This window comes from Streptomyces mexicanus, assembly GCF_902506575.1.
Taxonomy (GTDB): domain Bacteria; phylum Actinomycetota; class Actinomycetes; order Streptomycetales; family Streptomycetaceae; genus Streptomyces; species Streptomyces mexicanus.
In genome coordinates this window covers 3,909,558-3,927,394 of the sequence record NZ_LR732544.1, presented here as the reverse complement: position 1 = coordinate 3,927,394, position 17,837 = coordinate 3,909,558, and the positions used below count along the sequence as shown (strand labels likewise).

The 17,837-nt window shown below is 70.2% G+C and carries 13 protein-coding genes; 7 read left to right on the top strand and 6 right to left on the bottom strand.

Going from position 1 to position 17,837, the window contains the following annotated elements; genetic code table 11:
- The first annotated feature begins 51 nt into the window (after positions 1-51).
- Together GV126_RS17545 and GV126_RS17540 are read left to right on the top strand one after the other, a co-directional pair.
- Positions 52-846 (top strand): IclR family transcriptional regulator, encoded by a 795-nt coding sequence (locus GV126_RS17545; RefSeq protein ID WP_268977495.1) that lies wholly within the window; start codon positions 52-54, stop codon positions 844-846.
- A 98-nt stretch (positions 847-944) separates the two neighbouring features.
- Complete coding sequence (locus GV126_RS17540) at positions 945-1,382, top strand: SsgA family sporulation/cell division regulator (RefSeq protein WP_159673849.1); 438 nt, start codon at positions 945-947, stop codon at positions 1,380-1,382.
- 90 nt (positions 1,383-1,472) lie between these two features.
- On the opposite strand, the gene GV126_RS17535 is transcribed toward GV126_RS17540, so the two are convergent.
- Complete coding sequence (locus tag GV126_RS17535; protein WP_159667661.1) at positions 1,473-2,975, bottom strand: YibE/F family protein; 1,503 nt, start codon at positions 2,973-2,975, stop codon at positions 1,473-1,475.
- Positions 2,976-3,215: 240 nt separating this feature from the next.
- On the opposite strand from GV126_RS17535, the gene thiC reads away from it, so the two are divergent.
- Entirely contained in the window at positions 3,216-5,021 is a 1,806-nt protein-coding gene (thiC, locus tag GV126_RS17530) for a phosphomethylpyrimidine synthase ThiC (protein WP_159667658.1), read from the top strand.
- 111 nt (positions 5,022-5,132) lie between these two features.
- Here the strand turns inward: thiC and GV126_RS17525 are convergent, their stop codons facing one another.
- The 3 genes from GV126_RS17525 to GV126_RS17515 all read right to left on the bottom strand — a co-directional run bounded on the left by GV126_RS17525 (position 5,133) and on the right by GV126_RS17515 (position 8,586).
- Positions 5,133-5,996 carry a hypothetical protein gene (locus GV126_RS17525; protein WP_159667655.1) on the bottom strand — a complete coding sequence of 288 codons (864 nt, stop codon included), beginning with the start codon at positions 5,994-5,996 and terminating at the stop codon, positions 5,133-5,135.
- Between the two features lie 181 nt (positions 5,997-6,177).
- The gene (locus GV126_RS17520) at positions 6,178-7,275 is read right to left on the bottom strand and encodes a metallophosphoesterase family protein (RefSeq protein ID WP_185947325.1); all 1,098 of its coding nucleotides are present in this window, start codon (positions 7,273-7,275) and stop codon (positions 6,178-6,180) included.
- 198 nt (positions 7,276-7,473) lie between these two features.
- Positions 7,474-8,586, bottom strand: a complete 1,113-nt coding sequence (locus tag GV126_RS17515; RefSeq protein ID WP_159667649.1) for a LacI family DNA-binding transcriptional regulator — start codon at positions 8,584-8,586, stop codon at positions 7,474-7,476.
- A gap of 422 nt (positions 8,587-9,008) precedes the next feature.
- On the opposite strand from GV126_RS17515, the gene hisC reads away from it, so the two are divergent.
- Positions 9,009-10,088 (top strand): histidinol-phosphate transaminase, encoded by a 1,080-nt coding sequence (hisC, locus tag GV126_RS17510; RefSeq protein ID WP_159667646.1) that lies wholly within the window; start codon positions 9,009-9,011, stop codon positions 10,086-10,088.
- A 52-nt stretch (positions 10,089-10,140) separates the two neighbouring features.
- On the opposite strand, the gene GV126_RS17505 is transcribed toward hisC, so the two are convergent.
- Entirely contained in the window at positions 10,141-10,515 is a 375-nt protein-coding gene (locus GV126_RS17505; protein ID WP_159667643.1) for a cyclophilin-like fold protein, read from the bottom strand.
- A 211-nt stretch (positions 10,516-10,726) separates the two neighbouring features.
- On the opposite strand from GV126_RS17505, the gene GV126_RS17500 reads away from it, so the two are divergent.
- Genes GV126_RS17500 through cydD form a run of 3 tightly spaced genes read left to right on the top strand, consistent with a single transcriptional unit; the run spans position 10,727 to position 16,828 of the window.
- The gene (locus tag GV126_RS17500) at positions 10,727-12,235 is read left to right on the top strand and encodes a cytochrome ubiquinol oxidase subunit I (RefSeq protein WP_159667640.1); all 1,509 of its coding nucleotides are present in this window, start codon (positions 10,727-10,729) and stop codon (positions 12,233-12,235) included.
- A gap of 18 nt (positions 12,236-12,253) precedes the next feature.
- Positions 12,254-13,258 carry a cytochrome d ubiquinol oxidase subunit II gene (cydB, locus tag GV126_RS17495; RefSeq protein ID WP_159667637.1) on the top strand — a complete coding sequence of 335 codons (1,005 nt, stop codon included), beginning with the start codon at positions 12,254-12,256 and terminating at the stop codon, positions 13,256-13,258.
- 51 nt (positions 13,259-13,309) lie between these two features.
- Complete coding sequence (cydD, locus tag GV126_RS17490; protein WP_202035567.1) at positions 13,310-16,828, top strand: thiol reductant ABC exporter subunit CydD; 3,519 nt, start codon at positions 13,310-13,312, stop codon at positions 16,826-16,828.
- A gap of 56 nt (positions 16,829-16,884) precedes the next feature.
- Here the strand turns inward: cydD and GV126_RS17485 are convergent, their stop codons facing one another.
- The gene (locus tag GV126_RS17485) at positions 16,885-17,811 is read right to left on the bottom strand and encodes an HAD-IIB family hydrolase (protein ID WP_185947367.1); all 927 of its coding nucleotides are present in this window, start codon (positions 17,809-17,811) and stop codon (positions 16,885-16,887) included.
- Positions 17,812-17,837: the final 26 nt, after the last annotated feature.

Below are 17,837 nucleotides of genomic sequence, written 5' to 3'. Positions count from 1 at the left end.
GTGCCGCCCCACTCCACGGCACTGCCCGCACAGCCCCGCTCCGGCGGCTCGGTGGAGCGGCCCGGCGGCAGACCGTCCCAGCCACAGCCCGCGCCGGCGCCCCCGACACTGATCGGGTCCGTGCAGCGCGCGATGCGCCTGCTGGAGACCGTCGCCGGTCACCAGCACGGAGCCCCCGCCAAACAGCTCGCCAGGGAAACCGGCCTCGCGCTTCCCACCGCCTACCACCTGTTGCGCACCCTGGTGCACGAGGGCTACCTCCAGCGCGACCGGGGGCTGTTCTTCCTCGGGGACGCGGCCGAACGTCTCGTCAGCAGCGGAGCGGCGCAGAAACGTCGCAGCACGATCGTCGACACACTCGCACAATGGCGTGATCTGATCGGTGTACCGATCTATTACGCGCGGTACCGGGACGGCGAGATCGAGATCCTGTGCGTGTCCGAGACCCCGAGCAACCCGGCGGTCCATGAGTGGGCCGATTTCCGGGAGACCGGACATGCGCACGCGATCGGCCAGTGCCTGCTGTCCCAGCTGGACGAGGCCGCCCGTCGCGACCATGTCGACCGCTACCCGGTGCAGTCCCTCACTCCGTACACGGTCCGTGACGATCACACCCTGCTCCGACGTTTGGAACGCATCGAACGGATGCAGCCTGTAACGGAACGGCAGGAGTATGTGCTGGGAACGATCTGCGCGGCCGTGCCCCTGACCGTCGGGGACGCGGCGGCGACCATCGCGTTGTCACTCCCTGTACATCAGTCCGAACGACTGCTGCCCGCCGCCCGGCAACTGCAGCGCGAGATGGGACGGCGTGTGGGCTCCCTGGCCCTCGCTATCAGTATCTGAAAAATCACTCCTTGTGATCTGCCATATACGTTCAGCAAGATGCCACCAGTGTCACGGGGATGATTCCCGGCCAGTCGACGGCAGATGACGGGGTAGCGATGCGCGAGTCCGTACAGGCAGAGGTCATGATGAGCTTTCTCGTGTCCGAGGAGCTCTCCTTCCGTATTCCGGTGGAACTGCGGTACGAGACCTGTGATCCCTACGCCGTGCGGCTGACCTTCCACTTGCCCGGTGACGCTCCGGTGACGTGGGCCTTCGGACGTGAGCTGCTGATCGACGGGGTGGGTACGCCGTGCGGAGACGGTGATGTGCGGATCTCGCCGGCGGACGGAGACTCCCTGAGCGAGGTGCTGATCCGGCTTCAGGTAGGAAACGACCGGGCGCTCTTCCGTTCTTCCACCGCGCCCCTCGTGGCGTTCCTCGACCGCACGGACAAGCTGGTGCCGCTGGGCCAGGAAGGAGCACTGGCCGACTTCGACGCCCACCTCGACGAGGCCTTGGACCGCATCCTGGCGGAGGAACAGAGCGCGGGCTGAAGCGTTTCCGCATCGGAGTGCGCGGAGGCGTAACGCTTCACCGCGTGCGCCCGTGCGACAGCACCGCTCGGGCACCTCCCGGGCGCGCGGTCACCGCTTGCGCCGCCTGCCCCTTCCCCCGCGTGCCGGAGCCGGCACACCCGCCCGGGAGTGGTCCGGCATCTGCCCCGACGTACGCCCCGGCCGGTCGGCCGCGACCACGAGTGCCGCCAGCGCGGTGGTGACGGGCACGGAGGCGACCAGGCCGATCGAGCCGACCAGAGTACGGACGATTTCCTCCGCGACGAGTTCGCTGTTGGCGACGGTCCCGATGCTGCTGCGTGCGATGGAGAACAGCAGCAACAGGGGCAGCGCGGCACCCGCGTACGCCAGGACCAGAGTGTTGACGACCGACGCGATGTGGTCGCGCCCGATGCGGATCCCTGCGCGATACAGCCCGCGCCAGCCCATCGATGGATTGGCCTCGTGCAGCTCCCAGACGGCCGAGGTCTGTGTCACCGTCACGTCGTCCAGCACGCCGAGCGATCCGATGATGATCCCGGCGAGCAGCAGACCGCTCATGTCGATCGACGGATACAGGCCATGGATGAGGCCGGTGTTGTCGTCGGTGTTGCCGGTCAGCGCGGCCCAGCCGATGAACAGCGAGCCCAGAGCGCCGGTGAGCACCAGGGAGACCAACGTGCCCAGCACCGCCACGGAGGTACGGGCGGACAGACCGTGGCACAGGTACAGCGCGAGCAGCATGATGGCGCTCGACCCGACCACCGCCACGACCAGCGGATTCGAGCCCTGCAGAATCGCCGGCAGGATGAACAGGCTCAGCACCAGAAAGCTGATGGCCAACGCGATCAGCGCCATCACGCCGCGCATCCGCCCGACGACCACTACCGCGAGAGCGAAGGCACCGGCCAGCAAGCCCACCGGAAGGCGCCGGTTGACGTCCGTCACCGAGTACTGCAGCTCCCGTGGCGCGGAGGGCTCGTAGGCGACCACCACCTTCTCACCGCGGTGCAACTGCCGTGACTGGTCCGGCTGCACGATCTCGGTGAACGTACGGCCCTTGTCCTTGCCGGTGTCCACCCGGATGGTGGCCTTCTTGCAGGTGCCGGCTGCCTCAGCCCGGCCAGGGGCCGCTTCGGCGGACGAACTCTCCCCGGTGGGGTTGCCCTCGGCCGACATGCCCCCGGACGCGTTCACCGCTGAACAGCTCACCGCCACCACCGTGGTGACCGTGGCCTGCTGTGTCTGCCGGTCGAAGCCCACGCCGGTGCGCTGGTGCGCGGGCGCGCCACCGGGCCAGAGCACGACGAGCCCGGCCACCACCGCGGCGGCGAACGGGATGAGGATCGCGGCGATGACCTTGCGCAGGTGCTGGGAGACGGGCGCCGCGGGGCCGTGGCTGTGGCTGTGCCCGTGCCCATGGCCTGGGCCACGACCGGGGTCGTGTGAGGGAACCCCACCGGCATGGCCGGGCCGGTCCGGTACCGAGTCCCCTGTGACCCGGGGATCTCCGGCCGGATGCACGCGATGGCCGGAACCCGGGCCACGCCGTGGGTCAGGAGGCGGATGCGGGAACTGCTGGGTGGTCGTCACCGCCCGATCATTGCAAGAACCGGGGAGGCCCACTGTTCAGCGCGCCACACATGACGCTAGCGTGGAGGCACCTTTGCACACGCGGGAGCTCGGAGCACCGGGCTGAGAGGGCGCTGACCTCCGTTTTCGCGATGTTTCACGTGGAACAGCGGTGTTCCACAGCAGACATCGACAGACGGAAACCGCTGCGTCGACCGCTGAACCTGTTACCGGGTAATGCCGGCGTAGGGAGTAGGTCTCATGACCAACAAGGACGTAAGCACGCCTGCCTCCACACAGATGGCCAGCGACGGGGCGCACACCGCTGCCCCCGGGGAGGCGGGGAAGTCCATCGGCTGGCACAAGGCGTACGTCGAGGGCTCACGCCCCGACCTGCGCGTGCCGGTCCGTCAGGTGCACCTGACCAACGGCAGGTCGGTCACGCTGTACGACACATCGGGCCCGTACACCGATCCGCTCGTCGACACCGATGTCCGCAGGGGTCTCGCACCGCTGCGGGAGAACTGGATCATCGCTCGCGGCGACACCGAGGAGTACGCCGGTCGTCCCGCCCGGCCCGAGGACGACGGCATCAAGCACACCTCGCCGCGCGGGGGCCTGCGCAACCTCGACGCGGTGTTCCCGGGCCGACCGCGGCAGCCGCGGCGGGGCCGGGACGGTCAGGCGGTGACGCAGCTGGCGTATGCGCGCCGTGGCGAGATCACCCCGGAGATGGAGTTCGTGGCGCTCCGGGAGAACGTGTCTCCCGAGGTCGTCCGTGAGGAGATCGCGGCAGGCCGGGCCGTGCTGCCGGCCAACGTCAACCACCCGGAGATCGAGCCGATGATCATCGGCAAGCGGTTCCTGGTGAAGGTCAATGCCAACATCGGCAACTCCGCGGTCACCTCCTCCATCGAGGAGGAGGTCGAGAAGATGACCTGGGCGACCCGCTGGGGCGCCGACACGGTGATGGATCTGTCCACGGGCCGCAACATCCACACCACGCGCGAGTGGGTGCTGCGCAACTCCCCGGTCCCCATCGGCACGGTGCCGCTCTACCAGGCGCTGGAGAAGGTCGACGGCAAGGCCGAGGAGCTGACCTGGGAGATCTACAAGGACACCGTCATCGAGCAGGCCGAGCAGGGCGTGGACTACATGACGGTCCACGCCGGCGTGCGCCTGGCGTACGTGCCGCTGACCGCCAACCGCAAGACGGGCATCGTCTCGCGCGGCGGCTCGATCATGGCGGCCTGGTGCCTGGCGCACCACAAGGAATCGTTCCTGTACGAGCACTTCGAGGAGTTGTGCGAGATCCTCGCCGCCTACGACGTGACGTACTCGCTCGGGGACGGTCTTCGGCCCGGCTCCATCGCGGACGCCAACGACGAGGCGCAGTTCGCTGAGCTGCGCACGCTCGGGGAACTCGGCCGGATCGCCAGGCGTTTCAACGTACAGACCATGATCGAGGGCCCGGGACACGTCCCGATGCACAAGATCAAGGAGAACATCGACCTTCAGCAGGAGATCTGCGATGAAGCCCCGTTCTATACGCTCGGCCCGCTGACCACGGACATCGCTCCGGCGTACGACCACATCACGTCCGGCATCGGTGCCGCGATGATCGCCTGGTGGGGCACGGCCATGCTCTGCTACGTCACCCCGAAGGAGCACCTGGGCCTGCCCAACCGGGACGACGTCAAGACAGGCGTGATCACCTACAAGATCGCCGCCCATGCCGCGGACCTCGCCAAGGGGCACCCGGGCGCGCAGGAGTGGGACGACGCGTTGTCCGACGCCCGCTTCGAGTTCCGGTGGGAGGACCAGTTCAACCTCGCCCTCGACCCGGACACGGCACGGGAGTTCCACGACGAGACCCTCCCGGCGGAACCCGCCAAGACGGCCCACTTCTGCTCGATGTGCGGCCCGAAGTTCTGCTCGATGAAGATCTCGCAGGACATCCGCCGTGAACACGGCACCACGCAGGCCGAGATCGAGGAGGGAATGGCACAGAAGTCGAAGGAGTTCGCGGCCGCCGGCAACCGGGTGTATCTGCCGATCGCGGACTGACTCCGGTGGTGGCCGTGCTGGTCCGGGAGTGCCACAGGGTTGCTCCTGGACCAGCCGGCACCGCGGCGCCCCGCCCGTCACGGAAGATCGGGCGGCGCGGCCACGGGCCGGTCACTCGGGCCGGTGCTCGGGCCCTCCGAAGTCCGGGCTGGTGAAGTCAGGGCTGGAAAAGCTCGGCCGGGAGCTGGGAGCCCCGTCGTCCGGACTGCTGAACCCGGGCCGGCCGTAGCCGAGGTGGGGCATGCGGCCGCGCTCGGTGTCCGGATCCGTGCGGCGTGCCGCCGTGGAGCCGGGTTCGGTGAGCGCGTCACGCAGAAACGGGAGGATGCCCCGTTCGAGCAGTGCCGTGCGCCAGGCGTCCCGGGCCTCGGCCACCTCCTCGTCGAGTGCGCCGTACGGACCGGAATCCGACGAGGGACGGTTGCGCAGGGCGGTGACCAGCAGCCCGATGGCGGCGACGAGGATCGCCGCCGCGGCCACCGCGCCGAACACCCAGCCGGCGGTGACCATGGTCTGACCGAAGGCAGCGTCCGTGTCGAGCATCTTCAGGAGGTACCCGAGCAGCAGGAACAGCGCCGCGGCGACCCCCGCGAGGACAGGGGCGAGCACGGCGACGACGGCGCCCGCGCCCGCACCGGCCGCCTCGGCGACCTGCCCCACGGTGGTGCCGAGCGTGGGGGACGTCCCGTCGGGCCCGGCGGACCCGGACGCGGGGACGGACGGGGTGGTGGACGGTGCCGGACGGCGCAGTTCCTGGCGGACCTTGACGTAATGGTGGTACTCGGTGGCCGCGGCCGCCGTGATCAGAGCGGTGGCGTTGAGCGCCATGGTGCGCAGTTGCTCGGTGGTGAGGCGTCGGCCGGTGGCGGCCAGTTCCGGGCGGTGTGGGGCGGAGCGCAGCGCCTCATCGAGGATCCGCTCGTATTCCTGGCGGTCCTCGCTCAGCAGGTGCTGCGGAACGCTGTTCATGTGCATCCCCCGATGCTCCGTAGGGCTTGGGGCTCGCATGCCGGCGAGCCGTCGGGCAGAAACGGAGGGGAGCCTGCTACGGATAAGCCGATGGTAGAGCCGCGACCGCGCGCGGTGACAGGGGGTTTTCACAAATTGCATGCCGAGCTGGGCGGATGCCGACACTCGGCATATGACGGGTGAAGCGTCAGCCTTCCAGCGGCAGTTGGCGGACCAGCAGCTTTCCGGCCATGGTCACACCGCCGTCCATGGCGATGGCCAGGCCGTCGGCGTAGACGTGCGGTCCCTCCACGACCGGGCCGGCGGACTCGTCGCCGTCCTCGGAGCCGACCTCGCCCAGCAGATAGGGGATCGGGCTGTGGCCGTGAACGATCCGGGTGCCGCCGTACGTATCGAGCAGGGAGCGTACGGCGTCGGCGCCGCCCTCGTCGCGGAAGGAGAAGCGCTTGGTGAACTTGCGGAACAGGTCCCAGACCTCGTCCGCGTCGTTGCGGGTGAGTGTCTCGCGGACGGTGTCGTTGACCTCTTCGATGGAAGAGCCGTAGTCGAGATAGGCGGTGGTGTCGGAGTGCACGAGCAGATAGCCGTCGACCTCCTCGACCGCGTCCAGGCGGGCCATCCATTGCAGGTGGTGGTCCTGCAGGCGGTCCATGTCGGCCTTCTGGCCGCCGTTGAGCAGCCAGGCCGCCTGGAAGGTGGCGGTGCCCGCGCCGGAGTTGACGGGCGTGTCACCGAACCGCTTGGCGCCCAGCAGCAGCAGTTCGTGGTTGCCCATGAGCGCCTTGCAGTAGCCGCCGGCCGCGGCGGCCTCGGCGGACAGGCGCATCACCAGGTCGATGACGCCGACCCCGTCCGGGCCGCGGTCGGTGAAGTCGCCGAGGAACCACAGCCGCGCCGTGCCCGCGCACCACTGGCCCGCGGCGTCGATCAGTCCCTGTTCCTGCAGGGCGGCGACCAGCTCGTCCAGATAGCCGTGCACATCGCCGACGACGTACAGCGGGCCGGGGCCGGTGGCCGTCTGCGGGGCCGCGGCGGCGGTCGGGTCCAGGCCCGTCTGGAGCGGGTCACCGGGATGGATGACGGGCAGGTCGCGCTCGGTGGGCGTGTACGCGTCCGAGTAGCCGGCACCGGGTGCCGGGTAGCCCTCGTCGGCGGGCGGGGCGGTATCGGCGGAGTGCGCGCCGGGGGCGTACGGACCGGCCTCGTTCACGTACGCGGGCACCCGGAAGTCGCGCAACGTCGCCGTCCGCTCCACCTCGGGTCCCTGACCGGCCCCCTGAGTCATCGACCCCTCCACCATCGCGCCGCATCTGCACCGCTTCGGACTGCCTGGTCGCAGCGGCCCGCGGTGTCGTGCGCCCATCATAGGAATGCCGATCGCGCCATGTGATGACCCAGGGGTGGTGAATCGGGGCAGGACTCAGGTTCACTGCGGCTTTCGCCCCGTTTGGGCAGTCTTCGGCGGTCCGGCGCCCGGACCGTCCTACTGTTCCTCCGGTGCGCGTGGCGGGCTGACGGTGGTGCGGGGCGGGCGCCGCTGGGACGAGGTGCGCACGATCAGCTCGGTCGGTATGACCTGCTCGACCGGGCGGTCGGATTCGACGCCCTCGATCGCGTCGATGAGGAGCTGGACCACCGCCGTGCCGATGCGGCGCGGCTTCAGCGACAGCGTGGTGATGGGCGGCTCGGTGCTGGCGTACACCGTGGACTCGCTGCAGCACACCAGCAGCAGGTCGTCGGGGACGCGCAGGCCGTAGCGGCGCGCGGCGGCGAGCAGGTCCGTGCCATTGGGGTCGAACAGTCCGTAGACGGCGTCCGGCCGGTCGGGCCGGGCCAGCAGCCGGTCGGCGGCGACGGCGCCCGCGCACGGGTCATGGGCGGGGTAGGCCTCGTACACCGGCTCCTGGCCGACGCGCTCGCACCAGCGCAGGTAGGCGGTGGTCGACAGATGGGTGTACGTGTCCGTCGTGGTGCCGGTGAGCAGCCCGATGCGGCGGGCACCGGCTTCGGCGAGGTGGTCGAGGATGTCGAGGACCGCGGCCTCGTGGTCGTTGTCGACCCAGGCGGTGACCGGGAGCGTGCCGGCCGGGCGGCCGTCGCTGACCACCGGTAAACCCTGGCGGACCAGTTCGCTGACGACCGGGTCCTGGTCGGAGGGGTCGATGACGACCGTGCCGTCCAGGGCGACGTTCGACCACACGTCGTGGCGGGAGGTCGCGGGGAGGATGACGAGGGCGTAGCCGCGGGCCAGGGCGGCCGAGGTGGCGGCGCGGGCCATCTCGGCGAAGTACGCGAACTCGGTGAAGGTGAAAGGTTCATCCCCGTACGTCGTCACGGTCAGGCCGATCAGACCCGACTTGCCCGTACGGAGGGTGCGGGCGGCGGCCGACGGGCGGTATCCCAGCCGGTCGGCCACCTCGCGGACGTGGCGCCGGGTGGCGTCCGGGAGCCGGCCCTTGCCGTTGAGGGCATCGGAGACGGTCGTGATGGAGACTCCGGCGGCGGCGGCCACGTCTCTGATGCCCGCCCGGCCCGGCCGGCTGCCTCGGCGTGAGGTTTCCGCGCGGCTCACCTGATGCTTCCCTGCTGCTGTCATGGCGAGCCGATAGTAGGGCTCATGCGGCGGGGTAGTGCGGACGCATATGCACGCGTTGACAGGCACGTTTCTGCATGGCGGAGAGGGGTGAATTCCCTTGAAAAGGAAGCCAGTTGGGTGACTTGATGCCAGGTTGTGAAGCGGTGGACCGCATGTGCCTGTCGCTCCTCCGAGGTCTCGAAGAGGTCTCAACTCACCTTGACGAGCGACGCGCGCCACGGCGCGAGCCACCGGCGCATAGATATATGTGCGACGCGCCCCCATGTTCGTACGGATTGGGGCGCCGATGCCCGTGATGCCTCTGTGACCTGTGAGGCGAGCCGTCGCGCCGTGGTGGGGGCTGCCGACCCATACGCAGCGGCGCCCAATCCTCATAAGGTGTGCAGTATTGAAGAGCCGGTGTGGTCACGAGGAGGACTGCGGTGAGCGAGACGAGCCCGAAGCTGCGCGCCGAGCTGGAGGGTATCCCCACCTACAAGCCGGGCAAGCCCGCCGCGGCCGAGGGACCGGTGGCATACAAGCTGTCCTCCAACGAGAACCCCTACCCTCCGCTGTCGGGTGTCATGGAGACGGTGACGGCCGCGGCCTGCTCCCTGAACCGGTACCCGGACATGGCCTGCACCGCCCTGACCGCCGAGCTGGCCGATCGCTTCGGGGTGCCGGCCTCCCACGTGGCGACCGGCACCGGTTCCGTGGGCGTCGCCCAGCAGCTCATCCAGGCCACCAGCGGCCCCGGCGACGAGGTCATCTACGCCTGGCGGTCCTTCGAGGCCTACCCGATCATCACCCAGATCAGCGGCGCGGCCTCGGTACAGGTGCCGCTGACGCCGGGGGACGTGCACGATCTCGACGCGATGGCGGACGCGATCACCGACCGCACGCGCCTGATCTTCGTCTGCAACCCCAACAACCCCACCGGCACGGTCGTGCGGCGGGCCGAGCTGGAGCGGTTCCTCGACCGGGTTCCGAGCGATGTGCTGGTGGTCCTCGACGAGGCCTACCGCGAGTTCATCCGCGATGCCGAGGTACCCGACGGCGTGACCCTGTACCGGGAGCGCCCCAACGTCTGCGTGCTGCGGACGTTCTCCAAGGCGTACGGCCTGGCCGGCCTGCGGGTGGGGTTCGCCATCGCCCATGAGCCGGTCGCGGCGGCACTGCGCAAGACGGCGGTGCCGTTCGGCGTGAGCCAGCTGGCGCAGGAGGCGGCGATCGCCTCGCTGCGCGCCGAGGACGAGCTGCTGGGCCGGGTCGGCTCGCTGGTGTGCGAGCGCACGCGCGTGGTCGACGCGCTGCGCGCACAAGGGTGGACGGTGCCCGAGACGCAGGCCAACTTCGTGTGGCTGAGGCTGGGGGAGCGCACGGTCGCCTTCGCCGAGGCGTGCGAGCGGGCGGGAGTGGTCATCCGTCCGTTCCCGGGTGAGGGCGTACGGGTGACCGTGGGCGAGGCCGAGGCGAACGACATCTTCCTGAAGACGGCGGAGGCGTTCCGCAAGGAGATGTGAGCAGCCCCTCGATCCTCCAGGGCCTGTCCGGCGTGGTGCGCCGGGCGGGCCCTCAGTCGTTCAGGCGCTCCACGCGCACCGGGTCGCCGTTGCGGATCGCGGCCAGGCGACGCGGGTCGCCGTCGATCCGGCCGAGGACGTTGCAGGGGCTTGCGAGACGGCACTCGTCACCTTGTGAGATCGGTGTGGGGCCGTAGGGGAGGGCCAGTGCGTCGCCGTCGGTCCAGAAGGCGACCGTGCCGGGCTCGACGACCTGGCGGGCGTCCGTTTCACGTGGAACCGAGACGCCGGTGTCGAAGTAGACCTCCTGGCCCCAGGTGCGCGCGGTGGAGACCAGGGGCAGCGCCTTGGCGAGGGCCTCGGTGGTCGGGGTGTTCTCGAGGGTCGCGGTGAGGTGGCCGGAGGGCCACGAGATCCGTATCTGCATGGCGCGCAATTCAACAAGCTGTTGAAGTTCTTGCCAAGGGGTTGACGCGGTGGCGCAGGGGGGACCCCGCCTTCCGCCCCGAAAATCGGTAGGTCATAATTGCTTGTGAATGTGAACGCGTTCACAAGCTAGTCCGATTGCTGCCCTGTTGTGCAGGACACATCGGGGCAAACCGCCGCCGTGACCACGGCGACGTAAGGAGAGTGACGACGTGAACCTGGCTTTGGCGCCGGAGACACTGGCGCGCTGGCAGTTCGGCATCACGACCGTCTACCACTTCCTGTTCGTTCCCCTGACGATCTCCCTGGCCGCCCTGACGGCCGGCCTGCAGACCGCCTGGGTGCGCACGGAGAAGGAGAAGTACCTAAGAGCCACCAAGTTCTGGGGCAAGCTCTTCCTGATCAACATCGCCATGGGTGTGGTCACCGGCATCGTGCAGGAGTTCCAGTTCGGCATGAACTGGTCGGACTACTCCCGCTTCGTCGGGGACATCTTCGGCGCACCGCTCGCCTTCGAGGCCCTGATCGCGTTCTTCTTCGAGTCCACGTTCATCGGCCTGTGGATCTTCGGCTGGGACAAGCTGCCCAAGAAGATCCATCTGGCCTGCATCTGGATGGTGTCGCTCGGCACGATCCTGTCGGCGTACTTCATCCTGGCGGCCAACTCCTGGATGCAGCACCCCGTCGGCTACCGGATCGACAAGGCCAAGGGCCGCGCCGAACTCACCGACTTCTGGGCTGTGCTGACCCAGAACACCGCCCTCACCCAGGCCTTCCACACGCTCTCCGCCGCCTTCCTGACCGGTGGCGCCTTCATGGTCGGCATCGCGGCCTACCACCTCGCCCGCAAGAAGCACGTGCGCGCGATGAAGACCTCGCTGCGGCTCGGCCTGGTCACCGTCGTCATAGCCGGGCTGCTCACCGCGATCAGCGGCGACACCCTCGGCAAGGTGATGTTCAAGCAGCAGCCGATGAAGATGGCCGCTGCCGAGGCGCTGTGGGACGGGCAGAAGCCGGCTCCCTTCTCGGTCTTCGCCTACGGCAACGTGGAGAAGGGCCACAACTCGGTCGCGATCGAGATCCCCGGTCTGCTGTCCTTCCTGGCCGACGACAGCTTCAGCTCCTATGTCCCCGGTATCAACGACGTCAACAAGGCCGAGCAGCAGAAGTTCGGACCCGGCGACTACCGGCCCAACATCCCCGTCACCTTCTGGGGCTTCCGCTGGATGATCGGGTTCGGCATGGCGTCCTTCGCCATCGGCCTGGCCGGGCTCTGGCTGACCCGCAAGAAGTTCATGCTGCCCCAGCACCTGAGGGTCGGTGAGGACGAGGTGCCGCACCTGGTGCTGTTCAAGAACAAGGCCCTCGATCCGCAGTGGACGAAGTGGTACTGGCGCATCGCGGTGTGGACCCTGGCCTTCCCGCTGATCGCCAACTCCTGGGGCTGGATCTTCACCGAGATGGGCCGGCAGCCGTGGGTCGTCTACGGAGTGCTGCAGACCCGGCACGCGGTCTCCCCCGGCGTCTCCCAGGGTGAGGTCATCACCTCCATGACCGTCTTCACGCTGCTCTACGCCATCCTCGCCGTCGTCGAGGTCAAGCTGCTCGCGAAGTACGTCAAGGCCGGCCCGCCCGAACTGACCGAGGCCGACCTCAACCCGCCCACGAAGATCGGCGGCGATGCCCGTGACGCCGACAAGCCGATGGCCTTCTCGTACTAGGCCGAGGGAGGCACCGTCATGGAACTGCACGACGTCTGGTTCGTCCTCATCGCGGTCCTGTGGACCGGCTACTTCTTCCTGGAGGGATTCGACTTCGGGGTCGGCGTCCTCACCAAGCTGCTCGCCCGGAACCGGACCGAGAAGCGAGTGCTGATCAACACCATCGGCCCCGTCTGGGACGGCAACGAGGTGTGGCTGCTCAGCGCGGGCGGCGCGACCTTCGCCGCCTTCCCCGAGTGGTACGCCACGCTGTTCTCCGGTTTCTACCTGCCGCTGCTGCTCATCCTGGTCTGTCTGATCGTCCGGGGCGTCGCCTTCGAGTACCGGGCCAAGCGGCCGGAGGAGAACTGGCAGCGCAACTGGGAGCACGCGATCTTCTGGTGCTCGCTGATCCCCGCCTTCCTGTGGGGGGTGGCCTTCGGCAACATCGTGCGGGGTGTGAAGATCGACCGGCACCTGGAGTACGTCGGCAACCTCGGTGACCTGCTCAACCCGTACGCGCTGCTCGGCGGTCTGGTGACGCTGACGCTGTTCACCTTCCACGGTGCGGTGTTCACGGCTCTGAAGACCGTCGGTGACATCCGGGAGCGGGCACGCAGGCTCGCCCTGCGCGTGGGACTCGTGACGGCCGTGGTGGCGCTGGCGTTCCTGCTGTGGACGCAGGCCCACTCGGGCAACGGCCGGAGCGTGGTCGCGCTGGTCGTGGCGGTGGTGGCCCTGGTCGCCGCGCTGGTCGCCAACCAGGCAGGACGCGAGGGGTGGTCGTTCGCCCTGTCCGGTGTGACCATCGTGGCCGCCGTGGCGATGCTCTTCCTGTCGCTCTTCCCGAACGTCATGCCGTCCACGCTGGACGCGGGCTGGAGCCTGACGGTCAGCAACGCCTCGTCCAGCCCCTACACCCTCAAGATCATGACCTGGTGTGCGGGGATCGCCACCCCGATCGTCCTGCTCTACCAGGGGTGGACCTACTGGGTGTTCCGCAAGCGGATCGGCACACAGCACATCGCCGAAGCCGCGCACTGAGTCCGATCGGGGTGTGTTTCCCGTGAAACACACCCCACTGGACCGAAGGGCATGTTTCACGTGAAACCGATCGATCCGCGTCTCTTGCGCCACGCCCGGGCCACCCGGCTCTTCCTGTTCGCCACTGTGGCCCTCGGCGCCCTGGGGGCCGGCCTCGTCATCGCCCAGGCCATGCTCATCGCCGAGGCGGTCGTCGGTGCCTTCCAGCACCGGATGACGGTCGGTGAACTGCGCACTCCCCTGCTGCTGTTGGTGGCCGTCGCCTGCGGTCGCGCGCTGGTGTCCTGGCTCACCGAACTCGCCGCGCACCGGACGAGCGCCGCGGTGAAGTCGGAACTCCGTGGACGGCTGCTGGAGCACGCCACAGCACTCGGCCCGGGATGGCTGGGCGGGCAGCGGACCGGTTCCCTGGTCACACTGGCCACGCGGGGCGTGGACGCCCTGGACGACTACTTCTCTCGCTATCTGCCGCAGTTGGGGCTCGCGGTGGTCGTCCCGGTGGCGGTGCTGGCGCGGATCGTCACCGAGGACTGGGTCTCGGCGGCCATCATCGTCGGGACCCTTCCGCTGATCCCCGTCTTCATGATGCTGATCGGCTGGGCCACCCAGTCCCGGATGGACCGGCAGTGGCGGCTGCTGTCCCGGCTCTCCGGGCACTTCCTGGACGTGGTCGCGGGTCTGCCCACCCTGAAGGTGTTCGGCCGGGCCAAGGCGCAGGCGGAGTCGATCCGGCGCATCACCGGCGAGTACCGGCGGGCGACCCTGCGCACGCTGCGGATCGCCTTCCTCTCCTCCTTCGCCCTGGAACTGCTGTCCACCCTGTCGGTGGCCCTGGTGGCCGTGACGATCGGCATGCGCCTGGTCAGTGGGGACATGGACCTGTACACCGGTCTGGTCATCCTGGTGCTCGCGCCCGAGGCCTATCTGCCGCTGCGGCAGGTGGGCGCGCAGTACCACGCGGCAGCGGAGGGCCTGGCGGCCGCCGAGGAGATCTTCGCCGTGCTGGAGAGCCCGCTGCCGCAGTCCGGCACGAGGCCCGTGCCGGACTGCGGGGCCGTGGCCTTCGAGAACGTCGCCGTGCGTTACCCCGGCCGGTCCGCGGACGCCGTGTCCGGTGTCTCCTTCGCGGTGGAGGCGGGGGAGACGGTCGCGCTCGTCGGGCCGAGCGGCGCGGGCAAGTCGACCCTGCTGCACGTCCTGCTGGGGTTCGTCCGTCCCACGGAGGGCCGGGTCCGCGTCGGGGGTGCCGATCTCACCGGCCTTGACCTGGAGCAGTGGCGTTCGCGCATCGCCTGGGTTCCGCAGCGGCCCCATCTGTACGCCGGGACCGTCGCGGAGAACGTACGGCTCGCCCGGCCCGACGCCGACGAGGCAGCGGTCCGCGCGGCCCTGGCCGACGCGGGCGCCCTGGCCTTCGTCGACGCCCTGCCGGAGGGGATGGACACGGTGCTCGGCGAGGACGGCACCGGGCTGTCCGCGGGGCAGCGGCAACGGCTGGCGCTGGCCCGGGCCTTCCTCGCCGACCGGCCGGTCCTGCTGCTCGACGAGCCGACCGCCGCACTGGACGGCGCGACCGAGGCCGAGATCGTGCAGGCCGTACGGCGGCTGTCCGTGGGCAGGACCGTACTGCTCGTCGTGCACCGGCCCGCCCTGCTGGAGCTCGCGGACCGGGTGGTGCGGCTGGACGTTCCGGCCGATGGGCAGGCGCAGCCGCGGGTGCGCGGCGCGATCGCGCCCGAGGAGGGCCGGGCACGCCAGGACGAGGCCGAGAGCGCGTCCCTCATCACCACGTCGGCCGGACCCGCACCCAAGCCGGCAGCGGGCGACGCCCTCGCCCGGGTCCGCGCGCTGTCCGGACCCCGCCGGGGCCGGCTCGCGCTGGCCCTGCTGCTCGGCAGCCTCGCCCTCGCGAGCGCCGTCGGACTGATGGCGACCTCCGGATGGCTCATCTCGCGGGCGTCGCAGCACCCGCCGGTGCTGTACCTGATGGTGGCGGTCACGGCGACCCGGGCCTTCGGCATCGGGCGGGCCGTGTTCCGGTACGCGGAACGGCTGGTCTCGCACGACGCGGTGCTGCGGATGCTGGCCGAGACCCGGGTCGCGGTCTACCGGCGGCTGGAGCGGCTGGCGCCCGCCGGGCTGCGCCGGCTGCGCCGCGGTGACCTGCTCACACGGCTCGTCGCCGACGTGGACGCGCTGCAGGACTACTGGCTGCGCTGGCTGCTGCCCGCCGGCACGGCCCTGACGGTCTCCGCCGCCTCCGTCGCCTTCACGGCCTGGCTGCTGCCGGAGGCCGGGGCGGTCCTCGCCGCCGGACTGCTCGTGGCCGGAGCCGGTGTCCCCCTGCTCACCGGCGCCGTGGCTCGGCGGGCCGAGCGGCGGCTCGCCCCGGCGCGCGGCACGCTCGCCACCCGCGTCACCGACCTGCTCACGGCAACCGCGGAACTGACCGTCGCCGGTGCGCTGCCCGCACGCGCCGCCGAGACCCGCAGGGCCGACGGCGTCCTCACCCGGATCGCCTCACGCGCGGCCACCGCCACCGCGCTGGGCGACGGGCTCACCGCCCTGGTCTCCGGACTGACCGTCGCCGCGGCGGCCCTCGTCGGCGCCCAGGCCGTGGCCGACGGGCGGCTGGGCGGCGTCGCGATGGCCGTCGTCGTCCTCACGCCGCTGGCCGCCTTCGAGGCAGTCCTCGGGATGCCTCTCGCCGTGCAGTACCGGCAGCGGGTGCGCCGCAGCGCCGAGCGGGTGCACGAGGTCCTGGACGCCCCCGAGCCCGTCCATGAGCCGGAGCGGCCCCGGCAGGCGCCGGCGACACCGTTCCCGCTCACGCTCAAGGGGCTGACCGCCCGGCACGCCGGACAGGACCGGGACGCGCTTTGCGGCATCGACCTCACCCTGGACCGGGGCCGCAGGGTGGCCGTGGTGGGCCCGTCCGGTTCCGGCAAGACGACGCTCGCGCAGCTGCTGCTGCGGTTCCTCGACCCGAGCGCGGGCAGCTACACCCTCGGCGGGGTGGACGCCCGCGCCCTGGACGGCGACGACGTACGCCGGCTGGTCGGGTTGTGCGCCCAGGACGCGCACCTCTTCGACAGCTCGGTGCGGGAGAACCTGCTGCTGGCGAAGAAGGACGCGACCGAGGCCGAGCTGCGCGAGGCGCTGGCGCGGGCCCGGCTGCTGGAGTGGGCCGAGTCCCTGCCCGACGGACTGGACACGCTGGTCGGCGAGTACGGTGCCCGGCTGTCCGGTGGTCAGCGGCAGCGGCTGGCCCTGGCTAGGGCCCTGCTCGCCGACTTCCCGGTGCTGGTGCTCGACGAGCCCGCCGAGCACCTGGACCTGCCGACCGCCGATGCGCTCACCGCCGATCTGCTGGCCGCCACGCAGGGCCGTACGACCGTGCTGATCACCCATCGCCTGGCCGGCCTGGAGGCCGTGGACGAGGTGATCGTGCTCGAGGAGGGCCGGGTGGTGCAGCGAGGCCCCTTCGCGGAGCTGGCCGCGCTGCCCGGACCGCTGCGGCGGATGATCGAGCGGGAGGCGGCCGCGGAGCCGCTGGCCGCGGCACGCTAGGGGCCGTCTTGGAGGCCCGTCCGTCCTCGGGGCGGTGGCGACCCGAGGAGCGACCGTTACCGCTGTCGGCTCAGCAGCTGCTCGATCACGACCGCGACCCCGTCGTCGTTGTTGGCGACGGTCCGGCCGGAGGCCGCGGCGATGGCGTCCGGGTGGGCGTTGCCCATGGCGTAGGACTGGCCGGCCCAGGTGAGCATCTCCACGTCGTTCGGCATGTCCCCGAAGGCGACGACCTCCTCGTGCGAGATGCCGCGCTCGGCACAGCACAGGGCGAGCGTGCTGGCCTTGGAGACACCCGGTCCGCTGATCTCCAGCAGAGCGCTCGGGCTGGACCGGGTGATGGTGGCGCGCTCTGCCACGGCGAGGCGGGCCAGGGTGAGGAAGGCGTCGGGATCGAGTGTCGGGTGGTAGGCGAGGATCTTCAGGACCGGCTGCCCGGCGGCGGCACCGTCCGGGTGGAGCAGTTCCTCGGCGGGGGCGAGCGTGTCCGGAGTCTCCCGGTGCATGGTCGGGTAGTCCGGCTCCTGGTGGAAGCCGTAGGTCTGCTCGACCGCGTACACCGTGCCGGGTGCCGCTTCGCGTATCAGCCGGACGGCGTCCAGCGCGTTCTCGCGGGCCAGCTCCCGCACCTTGACGAAGCGATGGGCTCCGGGACCTCCGTGCAGGTCGACCACGGCGGCGCCGTTGCCGCAGATCGCCAGTCCGTGACCGTGCACGTGGTCGCTGACGACGTCCATCCAGCGGGCCGGGCGGCCGGTGACGAAGAACACCTCGATGCCCGCCTCCTCGGCCGCGGCGAGCGCGGCCACCGTGCGGGGCGAGACGGACTTGTCGTCGCGCAGCAGCGTCCCGTCGAGGTCGGTGGCGATCAGCCGGGGTGGAACGGCGGGGACTGCGGCCTGCTCGGGCGAGGCCGAACGCGTGGAAGAGGCCGGGGGCTCGGGCTGGCGCGTCGCTGAGGTCACCGCGCCATTGTCGCGCATATGCCCGCACGCCCGTGCGGGCATGC

What these genes read in the sequence shown, in the direction of transcription:
- GV126_RS17515 (WP_159667649.1), bottom strand. Translation starts at nt 8,586, where the DNA reads ATGACAGCAGCAGGGAAGCATCAGGTGAGCCGCGCGGAAACCTCACGC.
- GV126_RS17485 (WP_185947367.1), bottom strand. Translation starts at nt 17,811, where the DNA reads ATGCGCGACAATGGCGCGGTGACCTCAGCGACGCGCCAGCCCGAGCCC.
- GV126_RS17505 (WP_159667643.1), bottom strand. Translation starts at nt 10,515, where the DNA reads ATGCAGATACGGATCTCGTGGCCCTCCGGCCACCTCACCGCGACCCTC.
- cydD (WP_202035567.1), top strand. Translation starts at nt 13,310, where the DNA reads ATGTTTCACGTGAAACCGATCGATCCGCGTCTCTTGCGCCACGCCCGG.
- cydB (WP_159667637.1), top strand. Translation starts at nt 12,254, where the DNA reads ATGGAACTGCACGACGTCTGGTTCGTCCTCATCGCGGTCCTGTGGACC.
- thiC (WP_159667658.1), top strand. Translation starts at nt 3,216, where the DNA reads ATGACCAACAAGGACGTAAGCACGCCTGCCTCCACACAGATGGCCAGC.
- GV126_RS17520 (WP_185947325.1), bottom strand. Translation starts at nt 7,275, where the DNA reads ATGACTCAGGGGGCCGGTCAGGGACCCGAGGTGGAGCGGACGGCGACG.
- GV126_RS17525 (WP_159667655.1), bottom strand. Translation starts at nt 5,996, where the DNA reads ATGCACATGAACAGCGTTCCGCAGCACCTGCTGAGCGAGGACCGCCAG.
- GV126_RS17540 (WP_159673849.1), top strand. Translation starts at nt 945, where the DNA reads ATGCGCGAGTCCGTACAGGCAGAGGTCATGATGAGCTTTCTCGTGTCC.